The sequence below is a fragment of the Luteitalea sp. genome (assembly GCF_044337415.1).
In the GTDB taxonomy this organism is placed as follows: domain Bacteria; phylum Acidobacteriota; class Vicinamibacteria; order Vicinamibacterales; family Vicinamibacteraceae; genus Luteitalea.
This window is the reverse complement of sequence record NZ_JBIINP010000268.1, coordinates 1-4,701: the sequence shown is the minus strand read 5'-3', so window position 1 is coordinate 4,701 and position 4,701 is coordinate 1. Positions and strand designations below refer to the sequence as shown.

Here is a 4,701-nt window from a genome sequence, read left to right as displayed (position 1 = left end):
GGCGGCGCGACCGGCGCACTGGCGTCCGCAGGGCTTCCCGGCAACGGCGCGGCCGCGACGCCCTCGAGACCGCCCAGCGCGGCGGCCTGGCGCAGCGGCAAGGGTGGAGGCAGGAAGGGACGCGGCTCGGTCGGTGGCACGCCGGTGGCGACACCCGGCAGCACCGGCAGCGTCGGGGGGACGTCGGACCACGTGGCCTCGCGGCGCTCGGTGGCCGGCGTCACGCGCAGCGTCGCGGGCGTGTCGTAGGCGGCGAGGGCCGTCGGGGCGCGTCCGTCGAGACAGGCCTGCAGGTCGTCGCGCAGCGCAGCCGCGCCCGGGTATCGCCGCTCGGGCTGGTAGGCCAGGAGGCGATTCACGACGGCGACCACGCCCGGCGGCACGGACGCGGGCAGGGGCTCACGCGGCTCGTTGCCGCGGATCGCGCGTTCGAGCTGGCCCTTCAGCGACGGCGCCTGCAGTGTGCGATACGGCCGGTGCCCGGCCAGCATCTCGAACAGGATCACGCCGAGCGACCAGAAGTCGACCTGCTCGTCGACGCGGCCGTCGATCAACCGCTCGGGCGACATGTACGCCGACGTGCCCCAGTTGTTGGTGGTGAGCGGCGTCGCCTTGTGCAGGGCCTTGGCGATGCCGAAGTCCAGCACCACCAGGTGGCCCGGCGCCACCGGGCCGGCGCCGGCCGCCCCGCGCGCCACGATGTGCCCAGGCTTGAGATCGGCATGCACGAGGCGGTCGTAGCGGTCGCCCTCGATCGTCGTGGCGAACCCGTGTGCCTTCTCGAGGAATCCGCAGATCGCAAGCGCGTGGCCCACGGCCACGGAGGGCGCCAGCGGGCCGGTGGCGATCGCGTCGGCCAGCGACCCGCCCTCGATCAACTCCATCGCGATGAAGAGATCGCCGTCCCCGTCGTGGCCGATGTCGTACACGGCCGGCACCATGCCGTGCGCCTCGTGGAAGGCCCGCTGCAGCAGGGCGCCGCGCCGTTCGGCGTCGATGCGCTCGGCCGCGTCCGCCGCGTGCGCGCGCCGCACCAGTTTGAGCGCGACGCGCAGCCCGTCACTCAGGCGGCGGGCGTGCCACACGGTGCCGAAGCTGCCCTGGTCGAAGGGCTTGTCGGCGTCGGTCTCGTATCCAGCGACCTGCCAGGGCATGGGGAACGTGGCTCGCTTCGGCTAGCGGGAGGAGGAATCGGAGACTACGACGTTGGCCGCGCGCAACAGTTCCCGCTCGGCGTCGGGCAGGCCGGCCACCGGCGTCGGCCCGAACCCGGCCAGCACGTTGCGGCGCAGGGTGACGCGGGCGGCGTCTCCCAGCACGACGGCCGGCCCCTCGGCACGGCCCGACGCCTGCACCAGGTTCCCGGTGGCCTCGAGCACGGCGCGTGGCCCCACGCGCACGGCCGAGGACGACACGACGAAGCTGCTGCCCGACAGCGACGCGGAGGCCCCGGCGTCCAACTCCACACCGCTCGTCACGGGCCCATCGACCTGCAGGAGTTCGAGGGCACGGCCCTGGCCGACCACGCGCACGCCGACCTGCACGGGCGCCTCGGCCGCCGACGCAATGCGGACACCGGCGATCGCCCCCCCCTGGCTCCCGGTCGCGGTGATGGCCGTCCACTCGCCGACCGCGCCGGCGGGGCGCACGAAGATCGACGCCCCGGTGACCCGGGCCCGCAGCGACACGCCCTCGGGCACGGTGACCGCCTCGGCGTAGGTGCCGGGCTCGAGGCGGATCACGTCACCGGGACGCGACGCCTGCACCGCCTCGGCGAGCGTGCCGACGCTGGCCGACGCCTGCGGGGCGGCGGCGATGGTGCGGCCGCCGATCGGCGTGAGGGTCGAGGCGCGCCAGGCGAGCAGCAGGGCCCCGAGCAGGCCGACCAAGGTCCCGAGCGCGAACCACGTCGTGCGGCTCGCGAGCAGCGCACGCACCCTGCCAGTCCGGGGCACGTGCGTCGTCGCAGCCGACGCGGCGGCTGGCGTCGCGGCACCACGCAGCGCGGCCGCGAACCGTGGCCCCTCGGCATACACCACCGTCACGTTGTCGCGCCCCCCGGCGTCGTTGGCGGCAGCGACGAGCGCCTCCACCACGGCGGCGGGATCGCCGGCATGCTGGCGCAGCACGCGGTCGATGGTCGCGCTCGGCACCATGTCGGTCAGGCCGTCGCTGCAGGCCAGCAGCGCCTCGTCGTCGCCGATGGAGGCGTCCACCACCTCCACGTAGTGCGCTTCGTCCTTGTCGCGCAGCGCGCTGCCGACGTCGCGGAAGACCTCGTGTCGGCGCGGGTGACGCATCGCCTCGAGCTCACCGATCTCGCCGGCATCCTCGCGCTCACCGACGGGCGAGTGGTCGCGGGTACGCTTGCGCAACCCCTCCGGGCCCATCGTGTAGAGGCGACTGTCGCCGACATGCCCGATGGTGAGGCGACCCTCGGCCACCAGCGCCAGCGTCACCACGCAGGTCATGCCGGACAGCTCCGGCGACGTGCTGGCGCGTCGGTAGATTTCGTTGTTGGCCAGCGCGATGGCTTCGCGCACGCGCTCGCCCGGCGTGCCGAGCGGACGGGCCAGCCGCTGCAGGATGACGTCGCGCGCAAGGGCCGCGGCGATCTCTCCGGCGGCGTGGCCGCCGACGCCATCGATCACGCCGAACAGGCCGCGCTCGGCATCGATCAGCGGCAGGTCCTCGTTGTTGGTGCGGACGCGGCCCGCGTGGGACCGCGCCGCAGCCTGCCAGGGACGCGTCGTCGTGGCCTCAGTCACGGTCGTAGGTCCACGCCAGCCAGCCGATCCAGCCGACCGCCGACACGAGCGAACACAGGAAGACGACGTGCAGCCAGGCCATCACGCCTCCAGGGCCTCGAAGGCCAGGACGATGGCGCCCGCCAGGCCGATGCGGGCGCGCGGCGGCAGCGGGTGCTCCGCGCCCGGCTGCAGCACGCCCTCGGCCCCCTGCACCGCGGGCGGGATCGCGACGTCGTCGACGGTGGTGCCCCACACGCTGACGTCCTGCACGAAGAACCGGCCCGAGGCGTCGCACCTGATACGAAGGTGCTCCCGCGAGACGCGGGCGCTGGTCGCCACCTGCACGTCCACCCACACGGCGCTGCCGCCGCGGCCGATGGCGATCGCATCCTTGCGCATCACGAACGTGTGCGGCCCCTGGTCGTCCTGGTAGACCAGCCGGGCGCGGTCGCGCGGGCCGCGCGCGTCGGTGGCGGGGCCCGCCGCAGCGGCGCCCCCTGCTGCGGGCGACGCGGCCGCGGGCGTCGCGACGTCGGACACCGAGGCGCTCCGCGCTCCGCCGCCGACCACGCTCCGGACGATGCGCGTGGTGGGCGTGCCGCCCTGCTCCACCGGCGCGGGCATCGCCAGCGTCGACACGATGCCGATCTGGCCGCGCGCCAGTTCCTCGTCGGGATCGCGCAGGAGGTGGATCTCCCACCCGGCCGCCGGCACCTCGATCGCGCCGAGGCGCTCACGCTCGAGCAGCCGGGCCATGATCGTGCGGACGCGGCCATCACGGTCGCGGTTCAGGCGCTCGACCTCGGCGGTGAGTGCCTGCGCGATCTGCGCCGCAATGGTCGGGATGATGCCCTCGACCGTGGCGAAGTCCTCGGGGTGGAGGTACACGTGGTAGACCGTGGGCGCCAACGTGCTGAACGGCAGTGGATACAGGTTGAGCCGCAGTTCGTCGCGCACTGCCTGCCAGATCTCGCGCCCGCTGGGCGCCTTCGCCGTCGTCATCGCCGCTCCGTGCCCGTCATGCGTTGCGTGTCGGGTACTATGCACCGGACCCCGGACGCGAGTCCCAAGGGAACTCCAAGGATTCCCGCACCGCCACGCAATGAAGGTCGCCTTCGGTCGCTTCACCTTCGATTCCGACACCCGCGAGCTGCTCGACGGCGAGACGCGCGCGCACCTGTCGCCCAAGGCCTTCGACCTCCTGAAGCTCCTGCTCGACCGCCGACCGGCCGTGGTGTCCAAGCGCGACATCCAGGAACACCTGTGGCCGGACACCTTCGTGAGCGAGGCCAGCCTCAGCGTGGTGGTCGCCGAGGTCCGGCAGGTGATCGGCGACGACTCGCGACAGGCCAGCTTCATCCGCACCGTGCACCGCATCGGCTACGCGTTCAGCGGACCGGCGCAGGATCTCGCGCGGCGGCCGGCAGGCCGGGAGGCGACGCCGCTGTGCTGGCTGGTGCGCGACGACCGGCCGGTGCCGCTCGCCGACGGCACGTACGTGATCGGCCGGGATCCGCGCAGCGACGTGTGGGTGGACGCCTCGGGGGTGTCACGCCGTCACGCGCGCCTCGTGGTGCTCGAGGGTGCGGCGACGGTCGAGGATCTGGAGTCGAGCAACGGGACGTTCGTGCGGGGCGTGCGCGTCACCGAGCCTCGCGCCCTCGTCGACGGCGACGTGATCGAGCTCGGCGCGGCTGCGATCACGTATCGGGCGTGGGCCGATGCGGCCGCGGCACGCACCGAGCGCGTCACACGCGACAGGTAGCGCGCGTCAGAACCACAGCGCGCCGACCACGAGCGACAGCACACCTGCCGACACCTGGAGCCACGCCGACACGCCGGGCCGGGCGCTGAGGCGCGCCAGGTGCCAGCCCGCCAGCCCCGACAGCGCCGCCATCGCGGCGACCGATCCGAGACCGAAGAGCGTGACGAAGAGCAGTCGCGCCGGCAG

The 4,701-nt window shown here is 73.9% G+C and carries 4 protein-coding genes and 1 pseudogene; 1 reads left to right on the top strand and 4 read right to left on the bottom strand.

The features are described from left to right. The 3 genes from ACIRDX_RS20620 to ACIRDX_RS20610 all read right to left on the bottom strand — a co-directional run. Nucleotides 1–1,154: serine/threonine-protein kinase (locus tag ACIRDX_RS20620; RefSeq protein WP_396627318.1), on the bottom strand; the 1,154-nt coding region annotated here is incomplete at its 3' end. Nucleotides 1,155–1,175: 21 nt separating this feature from the next. Next, the gene (locus ACIRDX_RS20615; RefSeq protein WP_396627317.1) at nt 1,176–2,768 is read right to left on the bottom strand and encodes a protein phosphatase 2C domain-containing protein; all 1,593 of its coding nucleotides are present in this window, start codon (nt 2,766–2,768) and stop codon (nt 1,176–1,178) included. Nucleotides 2,769–2,849: 81 nt separating this feature from the next. Further along, on the bottom strand, nt 2,850–3,752 hold the full coding sequence (locus ACIRDX_RS20610; RefSeq protein ID WP_396627316.1) for an FHA domain-containing protein: 903 nt from the start codon (nt 3,750–3,752) through the stop codon (nt 2,850–2,852). 100 nt (nt 3,753–3,852) lie between these two features. Between ACIRDX_RS20610 and ACIRDX_RS20605 the strand changes: the two genes are divergently transcribed. Beyond that, the gene (locus ACIRDX_RS20605; RefSeq protein ID WP_396627315.1) at nt 3,853–4,515 is read left to right on the top strand and encodes an FHA domain-containing protein; all 663 of its coding nucleotides are present in this window, start codon (nt 3,853–3,855) and stop codon (nt 4,513–4,515) included. 6 nt (nt 4,516–4,521) lie between these two features. Here ACIRDX_RS20605 and ACIRDX_RS20600 read toward each other — a convergent pair. Continuing rightward, nucleotides 4,522–4,701, bottom strand: a pseudogene (locus ACIRDX_RS20600) (hypothetical protein); the annotation flags it as partial.